This window comes from Rhodoferax sp. RT5P35 (genome assembly GCF_056521385.1).
On record NZ_JBWMAX010000002.1, the window covers coordinates 350,859 to 366,318 of the forward strand.

Annotated in this window: 16 protein-coding genes; 12 read left to right on the forward strand and 4 right to left on the reverse strand. The window is 62.2% G+C overall.

Annotated features, from left to right (window positions below; all coding sequences use genetic code 11):
* Positions 1-82 precede the first annotated feature (82 nt).
* From AC097L_RS03870 to AC097L_RS03895, 6 genes are all read left to right on the forward strand, one after another.
* A complete protein-coding gene (locus tag AC097L_RS03870; RefSeq protein WP_479584850.1) occupies positions 83-844 on the forward strand; it encodes an enoyl-CoA hydratase in 762 nt (253 codons plus the stop codon).
* Between the two features lie 577 nt (positions 845-1,421).
* A complete protein-coding gene (locus tag AC097L_RS03875; protein WP_479584951.1) occupies positions 1,422-2,612 on the forward strand; it encodes an ABC transporter substrate-binding protein in 1,191 nt (396 codons plus the stop codon).
* Between the two features lie 158 nt (positions 2,613-2,770).
* Positions 2,771-3,646, forward strand: a complete 876-nt coding sequence (locus AC097L_RS03880; RefSeq protein WP_295953261.1) for a branched-chain amino acid ABC transporter permease — start codon at positions 2,771-2,773, stop codon at positions 3,644-3,646.
* 2 nt (positions 3,647-3,648) lie between these two features.
* Complete coding sequence (locus AC097L_RS03885) at positions 3,649-5,586, forward strand: branched-chain amino acid ABC transporter ATP-binding protein/permease (protein ID WP_479584851.1); 1,938 nt, start codon at positions 3,649-3,651, stop codon at positions 5,584-5,586.
* 21 nt (positions 5,587-5,607) lie between these two features.
* Positions 5,608-6,330 carry an ABC transporter ATP-binding protein gene (locus AC097L_RS03890; RefSeq protein WP_479584852.1) on the forward strand — a complete coding sequence of 241 codons (723 nt, stop codon included), beginning with the start codon at positions 5,608-5,610 and terminating at the stop codon, positions 6,328-6,330.
* 7 nt (positions 6,331-6,337) lie between these two features.
* A complete protein-coding gene (locus AC097L_RS03895; RefSeq protein WP_479584853.1) occupies positions 6,338-7,294 on the forward strand; it encodes a DMT family transporter in 957 nt (318 codons plus the stop codon).
* A 1-nt stretch (position 7,295) separates the two neighbouring features.
* Here the strand turns inward: AC097L_RS03895 and gph are convergent, their stop codons facing one another.
* Positions 7,296-7,988, reverse strand: coding sequence for a phosphoglycolate phosphatase (gene gph / locus AC097L_RS03900; protein ID WP_479584854.1), 693 nt, complete (start codon positions 7,986-7,988; stop codon positions 7,296-7,298).
* Positions 7,988-8,914 carry a LysR substrate-binding domain-containing protein gene (locus AC097L_RS03905; RefSeq protein ID WP_479584855.1) on the reverse strand — a complete coding sequence of 309 codons (927 nt, stop codon included), beginning with the start codon at positions 8,912-8,914 and terminating at the stop codon, positions 7,988-7,990. The genes gph and AC097L_RS03905 overlap by 1 nt, the downstream gene beginning before the upstream one ends.
* Before the next feature lie 130 nt (positions 8,915-9,044).
* On the opposite strand from AC097L_RS03905, the gene AC097L_RS03910 reads away from it, so the two are divergent.
* From AC097L_RS03910 to pcaF, 6 genes are read left to right on the forward strand one after another with little or no spacing between them, the layout of a single operon-like run.
* Entirely contained in the window at positions 9,045-10,229 is a 1,185-nt protein-coding gene (locus tag AC097L_RS03910) for a muconate cycloisomerase family protein (RefSeq protein WP_479584856.1), read from the forward strand.
* 11 nt (positions 10,230-10,240) lie between these two features.
* Entirely contained in the window at positions 10,241-10,519 is a 279-nt protein-coding gene (gene catC, locus AC097L_RS03915; RefSeq protein ID WP_479584857.1) for a muconolactone Delta-isomerase, read from the forward strand.
* A 58-nt stretch (positions 10,520-10,577) separates the two neighbouring features.
* Entirely contained in the window at positions 10,578-11,492 is a 915-nt protein-coding gene (locus AC097L_RS03920; RefSeq protein ID WP_479584858.1) for a catechol 1,2-dioxygenase, read from the forward strand.
* 22 nt (positions 11,493-11,514) lie between these two features.
* Complete coding sequence (locus tag AC097L_RS03925; protein ID WP_479584859.1) at positions 11,515-12,231, forward strand: 3-oxoacid CoA-transferase subunit A; 717 nt, start codon at positions 11,515-11,517, stop codon at positions 12,229-12,231.
* A gap of 14 nt (positions 12,232-12,245) precedes the next feature.
* Positions 12,246-12,890 carry a 3-oxoacid CoA-transferase subunit B gene (locus AC097L_RS03930; protein ID WP_479584860.1) on the forward strand — a complete coding sequence of 215 codons (645 nt, stop codon included), beginning with the start codon at positions 12,246-12,248 and terminating at the stop codon, positions 12,888-12,890.
* A 36-nt stretch (positions 12,891-12,926) separates the two neighbouring features.
* Positions 12,927-14,129 carry a 3-oxoadipyl-CoA thiolase gene (pcaF, locus tag AC097L_RS03935; protein WP_479584861.1) on the forward strand — a complete coding sequence of 401 codons (1,203 nt, stop codon included), beginning with the start codon at positions 12,927-12,929 and terminating at the stop codon, positions 14,127-14,129.
* Positions 14,130-14,161: 32 nt separating this feature from the next.
* Here the strand turns inward: pcaF and AC097L_RS03940 are convergent, their stop codons facing one another.
* Positions 14,162-14,923 carry a dienelactone hydrolase family protein gene (locus tag AC097L_RS03940; RefSeq protein ID WP_479584862.1) on the reverse strand — a complete coding sequence of 254 codons (762 nt, stop codon included), beginning with the start codon at positions 14,921-14,923 and terminating at the stop codon, positions 14,162-14,164.
* Between the two features lie 11 nt (positions 14,924-14,934).
* Positions 14,935-15,459 carry a superoxide dismutase family protein gene (locus AC097L_RS03945; RefSeq protein ID WP_479584863.1) on the reverse strand — a complete coding sequence of 175 codons (525 nt, stop codon included), beginning with the start codon at positions 15,457-15,459 and terminating at the stop codon, positions 14,935-14,937.
* Position 15,460 lies beyond the last annotated feature (1 nt).

Consider the following 15,460-nt stretch of genomic DNA (forward strand, 5'->3'; position numbering starts at 1 on the left):
GCCATTTAGGCCGCTAGCGAATATGGAAATTGCGCAGGTAGCTATCTAAATCATAGTAAATTGTTTTTTGCCGAGTACACCCATGACCGACATCCTTGTTCACACCGAAGACGGCATTCTGACCATCACGCTGAACCGCGTGGCCAAGAAGAATTCCCTCACTGCCGCCATGTACACCGCGATCTCCGACGCGTTGGAAGCGGCCCAGGCCGACCCGTTGGTGCGGGTGGCGGTCATCCAGGGGCACGAGACGATCTTCTCGGCGGGCAATGACATTGGCGACTTTTTGAAGGCCCCGCCCACGGCCGAATCGCCGGTGATCCGCTTCTTGCGCGTTATCAGCACCTTCCCTAAGCCATTGATCGGCGCGGTGTGTGGCGCGGCAGTGGGGGTGGGCACCACGCTGCTGCTGCACTGTGACCTGGTGTACGCAGGCGACAACGCGGCGTTTTCGCTGCCGTTCGTCAACCTGGGCCTGTGCCCCGAAGCCGGTTCCAGCTACCTGCTGCCGCGCCTGATGGGCCACCAGCGCGCGGCCGAAGCGCTGCTCCTGGGCGACCCGTTCACCGCAGAGACGGCGCTGGAAGTGGGCCTGATCAACCGCATCGTGCCGCCCACCGAGGTGCACGCCCTGGCGCACCGCCAGGCCCAGCGCCTGGCCGCCAAACCGCTGGCGTCGGTGGTAGCCAGCAAGCGCCTGATGAAGCAGGCGCAGGCCGCCCCGGTGGCAGCGCGCATCGAGGAAGAAATCGCCATCTTTGGCCGCATGCTACGCGAGCCCGCCGCCAAGGAGGCGCTGACCGCTTTCATGGAAAACCGCCGCCCGGATTTCTCGGCGCTCTGATGCTGCATATTGAAACAGCAAATGCTATTTAAATAGTAGCTATATGCATAGGTGGTGTATGCGCTATATGCCATTTTTATACATAAATTTGTGTAGATGCAAGTTCGCAGCCTGCCGCATAGGCTGCATTCCTGTAAGACCCTTCGCGGCCCTCTGGATCCATTTTTGCCGCACAAGTGGGCGCGAAACACCCTACAGTCTCACAACGTTGGTTTGCACCAGCGCTTGCAGGCGGCCCTCTCCAGCCTTCTTTTGCGCAACGGGGCTGGGCCTCTACACCGGGCATCTTCACCGGCACCCCTCTGAAAATACACATCTGTATTCAGGGTATTCACTGGAACACTTTGTAAACACGCGGCGTACATTTATGTATACATGGCTTTGGCTGGCCATGGACACCGGAGCAACCCCTGACCATGCGGCGTGAAAACGCTGACAAGCCCCGCGTCGGGCGCGCTAAAACTGCGTTGAACAATGGCTTTGAGGTCTACCTTGAGATTTGCCTTGAGACATGCATTGCTTTGATTAAAAACAGGAGAGACACATGCGTTTTCGTTTTGCCCCATTAGCCTCCCACATGGTCTTTGTCTCTGCCATGGCTGGCCTTGCCACTGCTGCCATGGCCGCCGAACCCATCAAGATCGGTGTCACCGGCCCGTTCACCGGCGGCTCGTCTTCCATGGGCGTGAGCATGCGCGACGGTGTGAAGCTGGCGGTGGAAGAAATCAACAAGGCCGGTGGCGTGTTGGGCCGGCCCCTGCAAACCGTGGAGCGCGATGATGAAGCCAAAAACGAGCGCGGCGTGCAGATCGCCCAGGAGCTGATCAACAAGGAAAAGGTTGCCGCCACGGTGGGCTTTATCAACACCGGCGTGGCACTGGCTTCGCAACGTTTTTACCAGGACGCCAAGATTCCGGTGATGAACAACGTGGCCACCGGCTCGGTGATCACCCACCAGTTTGACGACCAGCCTGCCAACTACATCTTCCGTAACTCGGCGCACGACAGCATCCAGGCACCCATGATTGTGGAAGAGGCGATTGCCCGCCGTGGCTACAAAAAGATCGCCATCCTGGCCGACTCCACCAACTACGGGCAACTGGGCCGCGAAGACCTGGAAAAAGCGCTGGCACTGAAAAACATCAAAGCCGTGGCAGTGGAAAAGTTCAACATCAAGGATGTGGACATGACGGCGCAGTTGCTCAAGGCCAAAGAAGCCGGTGCCGAAGCCGTGCTGACCTACGGCATTGGCCCCGAGCTGGCGCAGATCGCCAACGGCATGACCAAGCTGGGCTGGAAGGTGCCGATCATCGGCAGCTGGACCTTGTCGATGGCCAACTTCATTGACAACGCAGGCCCCGGTGGCGACGGCGCGCGCATGCCGCAAACCTTCATCCAGGAGCCCACCACTCCCAAGCGCCAGTCCTTCATCATCAGCTACCTGAAGACCTTTAACCCGAAGAATGCCCGCATCGACTCGCCGGTGTCCGCAGCCCAGGGCTATGACTCGATCTACCTGCTGGCCGCTGCCATCACCCAGGCCAAGTCCACCGAGGGCCCGAATATCAAGGCTGCGTTGGAAGACCTGAAGACACCCGTGACCGGCGTGGTCACCACCTACAACAAGCCGTTTACCGCCAAGGACCACGAAGCCATCACGGCCAATATTCCGGTGTTTGGCGAGGTCAAGGGCCAGCGTGTGATTTATGCCTACCCCGATGACTTCAAGAAGGCCTCGGAAGTGCGCGTCAAGGAAGCGAAGAAGTAAAAGAACTTATGCAGCGCCCTCTGTGTGGCCCTTTGGGCACACAGAGCGTCTTGCATAAGTCCGGAGTAAGCGGATTCCGGTTCGCACAGGGTCACCACACCGCTCTGGCCGTCAAGGCTGGTGCGGTATTTTTTTGCACATTGCACGGAGCTCACACTATGGCCATCCTGCTTCAACTCATTTACAGCGGTATCGCGCTGGGCATGATCTATGCCGTCATTGCGTTCGGCTACCAGCTGACGTTCCAGACCTCGGACACGCTCAATTTCGGCCAGGGGGATGCGCTCATGCTGGGGGCGATGGTGGGCCTTACGCTGGTCACCATGGGGGTGAATTTTTGGCTCATGCTGCCCTTGGTCATGGTGTTTGGCCTGTTCCAGGGGGCGCTGGTAGAGCGCATCGGGGTGCGCCCGGCGATCAAGATCAAGAGTGAATTTGGCTGGATCATGTCCACCATCGCGCTGGGCATTATTTTCAAAAACGTGGCGGAAAACGTGTGGGGCCGTGACGACATGAAGTTTCCGTCGCCCTTGCCCGAATCGCCGCTCAAGTTTTTGGGTGCCAATGTGCTGCCGATGGAGATTCTGGTGGTGGTCGGAGCGGTGCTGATGATGTTGGCGGTCGAGTTTTTCAACCGCAAAACCATTTACGGCAAGGCCGTGGTGGCCACCTTCAACGACCGGGACGCGGCCAAGCTGATGGGCATCAATACCGGTTTGGTGATTACGTTCTCGTACGCGCTGTCTTCGGCCACGGCGGCGTTTGCCGGGGCATTGATTGCACCGCTGACGCTCACCGGCGCCACCATGGGCTCGGTGCTGGGGCTAAAGGCGTTTGCGGTGGCCATCATTGGCGGCTTGACCAGCGGCATGGGCATTATTGTGGGCGGCATCATCCTGGGTGTGGCCGAAACCACCACCGGCTTTTACCTCTCCACCGGCTACAAGGATGTGCCCGGTCTGGTGCTGCTGCTGCTGGTGCTGGCGCTCAAGCCCGCAGGCTTGTTCGGTAAAACAGCCATCAAGAAAGTCTGACGATGAACCGCAAGTCTTTGACCGCCGCCGTGCTCGGGCTGGCCCTGCTGGCGGCGGCGCCGCTGTTTACCAGCAATCCGTATTACATCCACATGGTCGGCACGATCATGATTTACGCGATTTTGCTGTTTGGCCTGGATATCGTGGTGGGCTACACCGGCCAGGTGTCGCTGGGCCATGCCGGGCTTTTTGGCGTGGGTTCCTACACCGCCGGGGTGTTCTTTTTGAAGCTGGGTGCACCGCTATGGGTGATTATTCCGGCCAGCATTGGCGTGACCGCCGGGTTTGGTGCCTTGCTGGCCTTGCCGGCCTTGCGGGTCACCGGGCCGTACCTGGCCATGGTGACGCTGGCGTTTGGCACCATCATCCAGATACTGGTCAACGAGATGACCTTTCTGACCGAAGGCCCGATGGGGATCAAGCTGACCAAGCCCTCCATTGCCGGTTACCAGCTCAATGAAAACGGTTTTTATTGGCTGGTGTTTGTGCTCATGGTGGTATCGCTGGTGGTGGTGGACCGCATCCTCAAATCCCAACTGGGCCGTGCGTTCGAGGCCTTGCGCGGTAGCCCGGTGGCATCGGACTGCATGGGCGTGTCGGTCTACCGCTACAAGGTGTATGCGTTTGTGATCAGCGCGGGTTTTGCGGGCCTGGCCGGGTGCCTGTATGCGTATTCCGAGCAGTACATTTCGCCCAATACCTATAACTTCGAGTTGACGGTGTTGTTCTTGCTGGCGGTGATCATGGGCGGGCGCAAGTCCCGCGTCGGCGCACTACTGGGGGCCGCCATCATTGTGATTCTGCCCAAGTTGCTGGACGACCTGGAGCTGTTCCGTATCGTGGCCTCGGTGTTGGCGGTGTTGATCACGGTGGGTGCCATTGTCGGCATCGTCCGAAAAGCCACCAGCCCCAAAGCGGTGGCCATTCCGGTGCTGGGGTCGATCGCGCTGGTGGTGTTTTCCTTCTGGCTGCAATCCATCACCGACTGGCGGCTGAGCATCTTTGGCCTGATGATTTTGTTTGTGGTGTATTACCTGCAGGACGGCATTGTGGGCTTTGTGCAAAAGCTGTTTGTCCGTAAAACAACGCCTGCCGGGGGCGTGCTGGCAGACACCGGTAACGCCGGGCCGGATGCGGTCATGGTGGCCTCCAATGTCGACCACAGTGCTGTGGGGTCAGACCTGCTGGTGGCCCAGGGGGTGCTGATGCAGTTTGGCGGCTTGAAGGCCATCAACAACGTCGACCTCCGGGTCAAGCGCGGCAGCATCCACGGGCTGATCGGCCCGAATGGTTCTGGCAAAAGCACCATGATGAATGTGCTTACCGGCATCTACGTGCCCACGGCGGGCAGCATTGCATTTGCGGGCCGGGCGGTGGTGGGGCGCACCTCGGCCGACATCGCCTTGTCGGGCATTGCGCGTACTTTCCAGAACGTGCAGCTGTTTGGCGAAATGACCGCCTTGCAGAACGTGCAAGTAGGTTTGCACCACACCTTCAGAAGCCATATTGTGGATGTGGCCCTGCACACCGGCCGCTACCGGCGCGAAGAAAAGGCCGCCCATGCGCGGGGTATGGGGCTGCTGCACTTTGTAGGCCTGGGCGCGCTGGCCACCGAGGAGGCGCGCAACCTGCCGTATGGCAAGCAGCGCCTGCTGGAGATTGCCCGGGCGTTGGCGCTGGACCCGCAATTGCTGCTGTTGGATGAACCTGCGGCTGGCCTGACCGCGCCTGACATCAAGGAGCTGGTGGCGATCGTGCGCAAAATCCGCGACCACGGCATCACCGTGATCCTGATTGAGCACCACATGGATGTGGTGATGGGCCTGTGCGATGCGGTGTCGGTGCTGGACTTCGGCCAGAAGATTGCCGAAGGCAAGCCTGCCGAGGTGCAGGCCGACGAAAAAGTCATCACCGCCTATCTCGGCGGCACAGTGGCATAAGCACAAGCACAAGGATTCCCTATGTTGAGTATCAAAAACCTGGAAGCCGGTTACGGCAAGGTGCAGGTCTTGCACGGCATCTCCATGGAGGTCCCCAAGGGCAAGGTGGTCACCCTGATTGGCTCCAACGGTGCGGGCAAAACTACCACCATGCGGGCCGTGTCGGGCATGGTCAAACCCACTGCGGGCCAGATTAGCCTGCACGGCAAGCGCATTGATGGCTTGGAGTCTTACACCATCGCCAAACAAGGCCTGGCCCACTCGCCAGAGGGGCGGCGGGTATTTGCCACGATGTCCGTTAGCGACAACCTGACGCTGGGGGCTTTTCCCCGGCTGACCGGCAGCCGACCCAAAGGCGACGTGGCGGGCGACCTGGAACGCGCCATGGAGCTATTCCCCCGCCTCAAGGAACGCCGCAACCAACTGGCGGGCACTTTGTCGGGCGGTGAACAGCAAATGCTGGCCATGGCCCGCGCGGTGATGCTCAACCCCGAGATCATCTTGCTGGACGAACCCTCCATGGGCCTTGCCCCGATTTTGGTGGAAGAGGTTTTTCGCATCATTGCCGACCTGAAGTCCCGCGGCGTCACCATGCTGCTGGTGGAGCAGTTTGCCGCCGCCGCGCTGAAGGTGGCCGACTACGGCTACGTGCTGGAAAACGGCCGCATCTCGGTGCACGGCGATGCCGCCAAGCTGCGCGACGACCCGGCGGTCAAAGCGGCGTACCTGGGCGGCGGGCATTGACCCCGCCATGGCAGCTCCTTCCCATACCTCCCATACCTCCAACACAGCGCATGCTGGCCAGGCCGCATTTGTACTGACGCTGCTGGCGGCCACGTTTTTGATGGGGTCGAGCTTTATTGCCGGGAAGATACTGCTGCAAGGGGGCTTTTCACCGATGGTGCTGGTGGGCTGGCGCTTTCTGGTGGCGGCGGCGGCTACGCTGCCGCTGGTCCTGCTCGATGCAGGCCCCTTGGGCCAGGCTTTGCTGCCCAGCGCCATGACGCTGCGCGATGCCCTGGTGGTGGTACTCATCGGGCTACTGCAAACCGCGGCCGTCATGGGTTTGCTGTTTGTGGCGATGCGCACCATTGCGGCTTCTACCGCCGCTATTCTGCTGTTTACCAATCCGATCTGGGTGGCTGTGCTGGGCAGGATATTCCTGGGTGAATCGCTCCACCGCACCCGGCTACTGGGCCTGCTACTGGGCATTGTGGGGGTGTCGCTGGCCATAGGCGCGGGCTCGGGTAGCCTGCCAGGTGCCGACGCGCTGACCGGTCAAGCCATCGGCCTGGGTTCCGCCTGGTGCTGGGCTACCGCCACCATCATCAACAAGCGCGCCAGGGTCCCCATGGGCAGCTGGGCCCTGAGCTTTTGGCAAATGCTGGTCGGCGCATTGGCGGTGTTGGCCATAGCCTACGGTTCGGGCGAGCACTGGCCGCTGGTGACGACGCACGCGCAGTGGGGCTGGTTTGTTTGGCTGGCCATTCCGGCCTCGACCGGGTCGTTTGGCCTGTGGTTTGTGGCGCTGAAAAAAGGCGGGGCCACCCGCACCAGCGGCTACCTGTTTCTGGCCCCTTTGTTCACCGTGCTGCTGTCGTTCCTGGTGCTGGGCAATACCCTGGTGTGGGCGCAGGGGCTGGGCGGCGTGCTGATCGGGCTGTCACTGTGGCTGGTCAACCGGCAGCCTGCGGCGTACCGGTCCTGATCTAAATCCCGGCCAGCGAATCCAGCAGCCCGTCGGCATCCACGCCCGAGACGGGTTCGCAGTGGTTGTAGCCGTAAGTCACCAACAGCACCGGGCATCCTGCCGCCCGTGCGGCCTGTGCATCGTTGCTGGAGTCGCCCACCACCAGGGTCTGGGCGGGCAGGGTGCCCAGGGCTTCGCAGGCTTTGAGTAGTGGCAGCGGGTCGGGCTTTTTGCGCTCGAATGAATCCCCACCAAACACATGGCTGAAGAAGCCCACCAGCCCCTTGACCTGCAGCAGCGGCAGGGCCAGGGCAATGGGTTTGTTGGTCACACAGGCCAGTTTCCAGCCGCGCTGCTGCATCGCCAGCAAGCCGTCCACCACGCCGGGGTACACCGCGGAGAACTGGCCGTTGATCGCCCCGTAGTGGTGCTGGTAGCGGTCCATCGCGCGGTTGAACAATGCTGCGCTATTGATAGCGTCTTGCAAAGGTGGAATATGCGCTAGAGCATGTTTTAGTACTAAATTTATGAGATGCTCAGACCCCTTACCCACCATGGGCCGGATGGCGCTGGGCGCAATGGCCGGCAGCGCCAAATCGGCCAGCATGCCGTTCAAGGCGGCAGCAAAGTCGCCCAGGGTATCGACCATGGTGCCGTCGAGGTCGACGATGGCGGCCTGGATGGGTGCGTGGTTCAGCTTCATAAAACCCATTAATTTGGCGTTGTTTTGGACGGGCCGGTCAGTACCCGGGTGGGCGACCAGCGCAGCGGGTTGGTCAGCAGCAAGGCCGCAAACGCCTGGGCCGCTTTGCTGCGGGATGCGCCGCGCCGCCACAGAATGCCCGCGTGGCGCACCATCTCGGGATCGGTTAGGGCGATGGCATGCAGGTCGGGCACCTGTTGCGCCGCCCGCTCGGGCACGATGCTGGCCAGGTCGCCCAACAGGCACACGCCCAGCAAGGCTTCCACCGAATCCATTTCCACCCGTACCAGCGGCGTGACCCCCGCCTGGCGCAAACTTTGGTCGATCAGCCGCCGGGTGGCAAAGCTGCGCGGCAACAGCGCCAAAGGCACATCCACCAATGCGGCCATGGGTAGGCTGCGCAGGGCGGCCAGAGGGTGCTCCGGCCCCACCACCAACAGCATGCGTTCGTCGAACAGGGGTTCGGTTTCGATATCTCCGTGCTCGGTGGGCTGGAACGCAATGCCCAGGTCCAGCTCGCCCCGCAGCAGTTGCGTCTCGATCGTTCCAGCACGCAAGTCCCGCACCTCGACCATCACCTTCGGGTGCGACTGGCTGAAGCGTGCGACCGTGGCGGGCAGCACGGTGTTCAAAAACGTAGGAATCGCGCCCACCGTCAGCTTGCCCGACTGCAGGCCGCCCAGTTCGGCCAGCGCCATGCGCCCGGCCTCGATTTCCTTCAAGGCCCGCGTGGCGTAGACGCGAAACTCGGCCCCCGCCTGCGACAGCTTGAGGCCCCGGCCCAGCCGGTCGAACAGCGCTACATCCAGCTCGTCCTCCAACTGGCGCAGGCCGTGCGACAGCGTGGACTGGGTGACGAACAGATTGGCGGCCGACTGGGTCAGGTGCTCGGTCTGGGCGATGTCCAAAAAGTAGCGGAGTTGGCGGATTTCCATGCGGGCATGGTAAGGCTTTTCGTTCGATTACGTCGAACGATTAATCACAAATAAACCATTGGAAAGAACTCTTGCAGGGAATTAACCTTGACTCCGTTGTTCTTGTTTCACGTGCCAAAGGCCCCCTTCCATGACGAGTCGTTTCCCGATTGAGCGTATCGAAGCGCGGATTCTGGACATCCCCACCATCCGTCCGCACAAGCTGTCGTTTGGTTCCATCAGCCGCCAGAGCCCCGTGATCGTGCAGCTCTGGTTGGCCAACGGTGCCTGCGGTTTTGGCGAGGCGGCCACCATCGGCGGACCATCGTGGAACGAAGAGTCCCCCGAGAGCGTGCAGCACGCCATCCACAACTACCTGGCACCGGCACTGTTGGCGCAAGACGGCGCGCATTTTGAGGCCGCGCTGGCCCGCATGGACCTGGCCTGCAAGGGCAACGCATTTGCCAAAAGCGCGGTGGAGATGGCGCTGATAGATGCCGTGGCGCGCTCCCTGGATCTGCCCGCCTGGCAGTTGCTGGGCGGTAAGCGCCACCAGAGCCTGCCCCTGGCCTGGACGCTGGCCAGCGGCGATGTGGCCCGCGACCTGGACGAGGCCCAGTTGCGCCTGGAGCAAAAACGCCACCGCATTTTCAAAATGAAAATTGGGGCCCGCAGCCCGGCGCAAGACGTAGCCCACGTGGTGCAAATCGCCCACGGCCTGGCCGGTCGAGCCACCTTGACGGTAGACGTGAACCAGGCCTGGGACGGCAACACCGCGCGCCGCTACCTGCCGCAGTTGATCGACGCGGGCGTCACCCTGATCGAGCAGCCGGTGGCCAAATGGAACGTGGAAGCACTGCAAACCCTGAGCGCCACCCTGGGCGACCGGGCCAGCATCATGGCCGACGAAACCGTGTGCACCCCGCAAGACGCCATGCGGCTGGCCCGTGGCCAGGCGTGCCACGTGTTTTCGCTCAAGGTAGCCAAGCATGGCGGCCTGCTGCGCACCCGCCAGGTGGCGGCAGTGGCCGAAGCGGCCGATATCGGCTGGTACGGCGGCACCATGCTGGAAACCTCGGTCGGCAGCGCGGCATCGGCGCACGTGTTCTCAACGCTGGGCGCGCAACACCATGGCTGCGAGCTGTTTGGTCCCCAGTTGCTGGTGGACGACATCGTCACCGAACGCATGGTGATCTGCGACTTTGAACTGCAGTTGCCCGACGGCCCCGGCTTTGGCGTGGAGGTGGATGTGGCGCAATTAAACCGCTTTGACCGCGCCCACGCGGGCCAGGCTCCCATCGTCATCGACCTCGGCCACCGTGCCACCCCTGTTTAAGGAGCTACCGCATGCTATTTCTGGTTCGTATGGATGTGCACATTCCGCGGGATCTGCCGCTGGAACAAGCCAATGAAATCAAGGCCCGCGAAAAGGCCTATTCACAAGACCTGCAGCGCGATGGCCGATGGAAAAGCATCTGGCGCGTGGTGGGCGAGTACGCCAACTACAGCATTTTTGATGTGGCCTCCAACGACGAGCTGCACCAGTTGCTGCAAGGTCTGCCGCTCTTTCCTTTCATGAAGATCCACGTCACGCCGCTGGCAGCCCACCCCTCGGCCATTGCCTGAAGCTGCCAGCCCCCTTTTTTCCGTTCCCCCACCACCATCCCAACGAGGAGACAACACCATGGCCGAACTCAACCAGAAGCAATTGCTGGACATCGTCAACACCCAGCACAACGCCCCGGGCAACCCGCGCGTGCGCGCAATCACGGGCCGCATCGTTGCCGACCTGTTCCAAACCATCGACGAACTGAATGTGAGCCCCGACGAGTTCTGGAGCGCGGTGGATTGGCTCAACCGCCTGGCCCAAAGCGGCCAGACCGGCCTGATCACCGCCGGCCTGGGCTTTGACCGCCTGCTCGACATCCGTCTGGACGAAGCCGATGCCAAGGCCGGCCGTGCCGCCGGCACGCCGCGCGCCATTGAAGGCCCGCTGTTCATCGCCGGTGCCCCCTCTTCCAAGTTTGAAGTGCGGGTCGACGAAGGCGAACCCAAGGGCGAAGTGTTTGTGATGGAAGGCCAGGTGCGCGACGTGGACGGCAAGCCCGTGGCCCATGCGGTGATGGATGTGTGGCACGCCAACGAAAAAGGCGGCTACTCGCACTTCTTCCCCGGCATGCAACCGTTTGAGCTGCGCCGCCAGATCGAAACCGATGCCCAAGGCCAGTACCGCTTCCGCTCTTTCTTGCCACCGGGCTACGCCATTCCGCCCAACAGCCCCACCTCGGAGCTTTTTGAGGCGCTGGGCCGCCACGGCAACCGCCCGGCGCACATCCACTTCCTGGTGGTCGCCCCCGGCCTGCGCACGCTGACCACGCAGGTCAACATCCCGGGCGACAGCTTCATTGACGACGACTTCGCCTTCGCCACCCGCGACGGCCTGATCGTCGAAATCGAAAAAGATGTGGCACCTGCAGGCTATGAGTCGCTGGGCATCAGCGCCCCGTTCACCCGCTCGCGCTTTGACTTTGTGCTGCAAAAAGCCTTGAACGCCAGCGAAGCACTGCCCCTGACCCGCATGGAACGCGTTACGGCCTGAGCATTTACCTGAGGAAGTGTGTGTGATCCACAAAATCGCCGCCTCGGTCGCCGAGGCATTGGCAGGTATCCAGGACGGGGCCACTGTGCTGATCGGTGGCTTCGGCACCGCCGGTATTCCCAACGAACTCATTGACGGTTTGATAGCCCAAGGTGCCCGCGACCTGACCGTGGTCAACAACAACGCGGGCAACGGCGAGACCGGGCTGGCGGCGCTGCTCAAGGCCGGGCGGGTGCGCAAGATCATCTGCAGCTTTCCGCGCCAGGCCGACAGCCAGGTGTTCGACGGCCTGTACCGCAGCGGCCAACTCGAGCTGGAACTGGTGCCCCAGGGCAACCTGGCCGAGCGCCTGCGCGCCGCCGGGGCGGGTGTGGGGGCCTTTTTCACCCCCACCGGCTTTGGTACCGAGCTGGCCAAAAATGCCGACGGCAGCCCCAAGGAATGCCGCGTCATCCACGGCAAGCCGTATGTGCTGGAGTACCCGATCTACGGCGACGTGGCCCTGATCAAGGCCGAGAGCGGCGACCGTTGGGGCAACCTGGTCTACCGCAAGGCGGCACGCAACTTCGGTCCGGTGATGGCCACCGCTGCTAAATACACCGTAGCCACCGTGCATTCGATTGTGGATCTGGGCACGCTGGACCCCGAGGCCATCGTGACGCCCGGCATCTTTGTTTCCAAAATTGTGCGGATTGACCACGTGGCCACCCAGGCCGGTGGTTTCAAACACGCCGCTTGAGCCAGAAATACACCATGGGCAATTACCAAAAACGCAGCAAAGACCAGCTTGCCCAGCGCGTGGCGCAAGACATCCAGGACGGGGCCTATGTGAACCTCGGCATCGGCCAGCCCACCCTGGTGGCTAACCACATTCCAGCCCACCGGGAAGTGGTGCTGCACAGCGAAAACGGCATCCTCGGCATGGGCCCGGCCCCTGCGGCGGGGGAAGAAGACTACGACCTGATCAACGCGGGCAAGCAACCGGTCACGCTGCTCCCCGGTGGTGCGTACTTCCACCACGCCGACAGCTTCGCCATGATGCGCGGCGGCCATCTGGACATTTGCGTGTTGGGCGCGTTCCAGGTCTCTGCCACCGGCGACCTGGCCAACTGGAGCACCGGCGAGCCCGACTCCATTCCCGCCGTAGGCGGTGCCATGGACCTGGCCATCGGTGCCAAACAAACCTGGGTGATGATGGATTTGCTGACCAAACAGGGCGAAAGCAAGGTGGTCAATGCCTGCAGTTATCCGCTGACGGGCATCGCCTGCGTCAAGCGCATCTATTCCGATCTGGCCACGCTGGCGTGCACGCCGCAAGGCCTGCAGCTCATCGACAAGGTGGAAGGCCTGGAGCACGCCGAACTCGAGCGTCTGGTGGGCCTGCCCATCCAGGCCTGAACGCCACCATTGACCCCCATCCGTACCGAGAACCCCATGCACCAAGCATTTATCTGCGATGCCATCCGCACTCCCTTTGGCCGCTACGGCGGTGCGCTGAGCAGCGTGCGTGCCGACGACCTCGGTGCCATTCCCCTGCGGGCGCTGATGGCACGCAACCCGAACGTCGATTGGGCCGCGGTCACCGATGTGATCTACGGCTGCGCCAACCAGGCCGGTGAAGACAACCGCAATGTGGCCCGCATGAGCGCGCTGCTGGCAGGCCTGCCGCTGGCGGTGCCTGGCTCCACCGTGAACCGCCTGTGCGGCTCGGGTTTGGATGCTTTGGGCACTGCAGCCCGTGCCATTAAAGCGGGGGAAGCTACATTAATGATAGCGGGCGGTGTCGAGAGCATGAGCCGTGCACCTTTCGTCATGCCCAAGGCGGAGTCCGCCTTCAGCCGCAGCAACGCGGTGCACGACACCACCATCGGCTGGCGCTTTATCAACAAATTGATGAAAGAACAGTACGGTGTGGACTCCATGCCCGAAACGGCAGAGAACGTTGCCACCGACTTTCACATCAGCCGAGAAGACCAGGACACCATGGCCCTGCACAGCCAGTTGCGCGCCGTGGCCGCCCAACAGGCCGGGCACCTGGCGCGCGAGATCACCCCCGTCACCATCCCCCAAAAAAAGGGCGATGCCACCGTGGTGGACACCGACGAACACCCGCGTGCCACCAGCATGGACAGCCTGGCCAAGCTCAAGCCCGTGGTGCGCCCTGGCGGTACGGTCACGGCAGGCAATGCCTCGGGGGTAAACGATGGTGCATGTGCACTGCTGCTGGCCGATGCAGCCAGTGCTGCCAAAAACGGCCTGACACCGCGCGCCCGCGTGGTCGGCATGGCCACCGCCGGTGTGGCCCCGCGCACTATGGGTATCGGCCCGGTATCTGCCACCGAAAAAGTGCTGGCCCTCACCGGCCTGGCATTGGCGCAGTTGGACGTGATCGAGCTGAACGAGGCCTTTGCCGCACAAGGCCTGGCGGTACTACGCCAGTTGGGCCTGCAAGACGATGATGAACGGGTAAACGCCTGGGGTGGTGCCATTGCGCTGGGCCACCCGCTGGGTGCCAGTGGTGCGCGCCTGGCCACTACCGCCATCAACCGTTTGCACGCCACCGGAGGCCGCTATGCGCTGTGCACCATGTGCATTGGCGTGGGCCAGGGGATTGCTCTCGTACTGGAACGGGTTTGAACGCGGCCAGGGTAGCCGCGCTTGGTGCGTGCTTAGGACAAAACCCGCCTGAACATCCCAATCGCCATCTGGTAGCCGAGTAGCTGCAGTTCGGCATCAAAGCGTTCGCCCTCATCGCGCATGAAGGCGTGCACGCCGTTGAACTCGTGCCAGGTGAAGTTCACTTTCTCGTCGCTCAGCTTCTTGTAGACCAAGGCCCGGCCCTCTGCAGGGATGTGCGGGTCTTGTTTGCCCCAGACCATTTGCAATTCGCCTTGGATTTCACCCGTGCGTACCAGGCTTTCGTTGCCCGGCTGGGACGGGACCATGCCGGAGTGGATGTCGGTGGCGTAAAAGCACGACGTGGCCGCAATGGCCGGATTCAGGGCGGCACGGTAAGCCAGTCCACCCCCCAAACAGAAACCCATGGCACCGACTTTCCCGGAGCAGTCGTCCAGCGTTCCAAGGTAATCGATGATGGCTTGTGCGTCGCTGTCGTGGGCTTCCAGGGTTTTGGCTACTTTGTCGGCGTTGCCCTTGTCGCGCCCCGCGTCGTCGTAGCCGAGCACGGTGCCGATAGGGTTGAGCTCATGGAACACTTCTGGCACCACGACCACAAAGCCATGGCCCGCCATGGTTTGCGCGCTGCGGCGAATGGGCCCTGTTTGCTGAAAAATCTCGGAATACAGAATCAGTGCCGGGTATTTTTTAAGGGGTTTGGAGACGGCCCCAGCCTCGGTTTTCGGGCGGTAAACATAGCACCGCATGGTGCCGGTGGGGGTGGCCAGATCCACTTCGCTGGCTTGGATTTGCATGCTGTGGGGTCCTATGGGTTGCGGGTGATCACGGCACAGGCCAGCCGCGCGCCAGAATTACCGGTGGGCTGGGTGGTGAAGTCGTCCGGGTCTTTGTGCACGATCAGGCCACGGCCGACCACGTCGTGCGGGCCGCTGCCCACGGCCAGGTCGGCGGTTTCAAAGCTGATCTTGGCACTGCCCGAGGCATCGGCCTGCAGGCTGGGCAGGTCGCCCGCGTGGTGCATGGGGCCGGTGGCGGCCCCGTGGGCGTGGCCGTCGGGGTTGAAATGGCCACCCGCAGACATGCCGTCGCCACTGGAGCAGTCGCCCTTTTCATGGATATGAAAGCCTTGCACGGTGTTGGGCAGCAGGCCATGCACCTCGCCGCGAACCAGCACTTTGCCCGGCAACTGGATGAACTGGATGCTGCCGGTGGCGGTGTTACCCGCGGTGGCGGCCAGCGGAGCGGTGGCCATGGGGCCTTTGGGCTGCGTGGCGCAGGCGGTCAGCAGGGTAGCCAATGCCAGCGAGCTAAGGTTTTTACAGGTCAACATA

Coding starts and splice junctions, on each gene's coding strand:
- AC097L_RS03870 (WP_479584850.1), top strand. CDS start 83: ATGACCGACATCCTTGTTCACACCGAAGACGGCATTCTGACCATCACG.
- AC097L_RS03875 (WP_479584951.1), top strand. CDS start 1,422: ATGGTCTTTGTCTCTGCCATGGCTGGCCTTGCCACTGCTGCCATGGCC.
- AC097L_RS03880 (WP_295953261.1), top strand. CDS start 2,771: ATGGCCATCCTGCTTCAACTCATTTACAGCGGTATCGCGCTGGGCATG.
- AC097L_RS03885 (WP_479584851.1), top strand. CDS start 3,649: ATGAACCGCAAGTCTTTGACCGCCGCCGTGCTCGGGCTGGCCCTGCTG.
- AC097L_RS03890 (WP_479584852.1), top strand. CDS start 5,608: ATGTTGAGTATCAAAAACCTGGAAGCCGGTTACGGCAAGGTGCAGGTC.
- AC097L_RS03895 (WP_479584853.1), top strand. CDS start 6,338: ATGGCAGCTCCTTCCCATACCTCCCATACCTCCAACACAGCGCATGCT.
- gph (WP_479584854.1), bottom strand. CDS start 7,988: ATGGGTTTTATGAAGCTGAACCACGCACCCATCCAGGCCGCCATCGTC.
- AC097L_RS03905 (WP_479584855.1), bottom strand. CDS start 8,914: ATGGAAATCCGCCAACTCCGCTACTTTTTGGACATCGCCCAGACCGAG.
- AC097L_RS03910 (WP_479584856.1), top strand. CDS start 9,045: ATGACGAGTCGTTTCCCGATTGAGCGTATCGAAGCGCGGATTCTGGAC.
- catC (WP_479584857.1), top strand. CDS start 10,241: ATGCTATTTCTGGTTCGTATGGATGTGCACATTCCGCGGGATCTGCCG.
- AC097L_RS03920 (WP_479584858.1), top strand. CDS start 10,578: ATGGCCGAACTCAACCAGAAGCAATTGCTGGACATCGTCAACACCCAG.
- AC097L_RS03930 (WP_479584860.1), top strand. CDS start 12,246: ATGGGCAATTACCAAAAACGCAGCAAAGACCAGCTTGCCCAGCGCGTG.
- pcaF (WP_479584861.1), top strand. CDS start 12,927: ATGCACCAAGCATTTATCTGCGATGCCATCCGCACTCCCTTTGGCCGC.
- AC097L_RS03940 (WP_479584862.1), bottom strand. CDS start 14,923: ATGCAAATCCAAGCCAGCGAAGTGGATCTGGCCACCCCCACCGGCACC.
- AC097L_RS03945 (WP_479584863.1), bottom strand. CDS start 15,459: ATGTTGACCTGTAAAAACCTTAGCTCGCTGGCATTGGCTACCCTGCTG.